Below are 1,336 nucleotides of genomic sequence, written 5' to 3'. Positions count from 1 at the left end.
AGCAGCAAAGACGGCAGCTGGTGACAATGTTTTCAATATGCGTGATTTCAACTTTTCCGTTGAGAACACGCCTGCAATTAATATCTCAACACAAAGTGAAACGATTGAAGATGGCTATGATTATGGAGTAAGGCGGCGTGTTTTAACAGTAGATGTTGAATGCTATGCAACATGTGAAGATGGTGCACGCTTTGTTGACCAATTAGCATGGGAAATTGAAGAGATTTTCTATGCCAATCCCAATCTTAACAATACCGTTGAGACATGCCGCCTGCAAAATATTGCTTTTGCCTTTGGCGATAATGGCGCCTTAGCACTCCATGGTGCAATTCTAACCTTTGAAGTCATTTATGTGACAAATATCCCCAACATGGATGAAGAAGACGGCAGTGTAACAGCAAGAATCGTTGAACCTTTCTTAAGCTTTGAACCAGAAACAGGCGTGAGAAATAAAGATAAATACCATAAAATCGAGGTTACTCATGTTAGAGCGGCGCGATAAAGAAATCACAGATCTAAAGAGACGTGTGGCAAATATGGTTGTGGTGGGAAAAATTAGCCATGTCGACCATAAAAACGCACGCTATCGGGTAAAAAGTGGCAATCTTGTCAGTGACTGGATTCCAGACACACAAGCCCGCGCCGGTAAAACACGCTCTTATGAAGGGCGTGATATCGGAGAGCAAGTGATTGTTGTTTCGTCATCCGGAGATTTATCACAAGGGGTGATTGTGGGTTCCATTCATACAGATGCTAATCAAGCAGCCGATAAGGGCAGCATTCACCGAACGATATACCCTGATGGCACCAGCCTTGAATATGATGATGAACAAAATACTTATGGAATTCACATCAAATCCGGCGGAAAATTTATCCTGACAATCGCTGATGGTGTGTCACTAAAAGGTGATGGGGGCAAGCTAGAGCTTACCGCACCGGAAGGCATAAAGATTGTTTCAGAAAGCGATATAAATTTAAACGCAAAAGGCAACATCTCTTTGAAGGCAGGTGGTGGCATTTCACTGAATTCGAATGATAGTCTCTCTCTTCATTCTGGGAATAATGTTTCCATTCATTCAAGTGGACTAAAGCATAACGGCACCAATATTGGAAACAGCCATGTTCATGGCGGTGTTTATTCTGGTGGCGCGATGACTGGAGGTCCCAATTGAACAGTGGAATGGACCGCACAACAGGAAAGCCATTAACCGGCATTGATCATTTACGCCAATCAATCCTTGATATTTTGTCAACACGGATTGGTTCGCGTGTAATGCGGCGTGATTATGGTTCACGTGTTGCTGAACTCATTGATGCACCGGTTAATAATGCTTTT

3 protein-coding genes are annotated in these 1,336 nt (G+C 43.0%); all 3 read left to right on the top strand.

The features are described from left to right. A partial coding sequence (locus ACFIKN_RS05885) for a hypothetical protein (RefSeq protein WP_375658060.1) occupies window positions 1-502 on the top strand: 502 nt, incomplete at its 5' end. Beyond that, window positions 483-1,172 carry a phage baseplate assembly protein V gene (locus ACFIKN_RS05880; protein WP_375658059.1) on the top strand — a complete coding sequence of 230 codons (690 nt, stop codon included), beginning with the start codon at window positions 483-485 and terminating at the stop codon, window positions 1,170-1,172. The genes ACFIKN_RS05885 and ACFIKN_RS05880, both read left to right, overlap by 20 nt. Further along, on the top strand, window positions 1,169-1,336 hold a 168-nt coding region (locus ACFIKN_RS05875; protein ID WP_375658061.1), incomplete at its 3' end, for a GPW/gp25 family protein. The genes ACFIKN_RS05880 and ACFIKN_RS05875, both read left to right, overlap by 4 nt.

The sequence above is a fragment of the Bartonella sp. CL436QHHD genome (assembly GCF_042195105.1).
GTDB lineage: Bacteria > Pseudomonadota > Alphaproteobacteria > Rhizobiales > Rhizobiaceae > Bartonella.
This window is presented reverse-complemented; position numbering and strand designations above follow the sequence as displayed.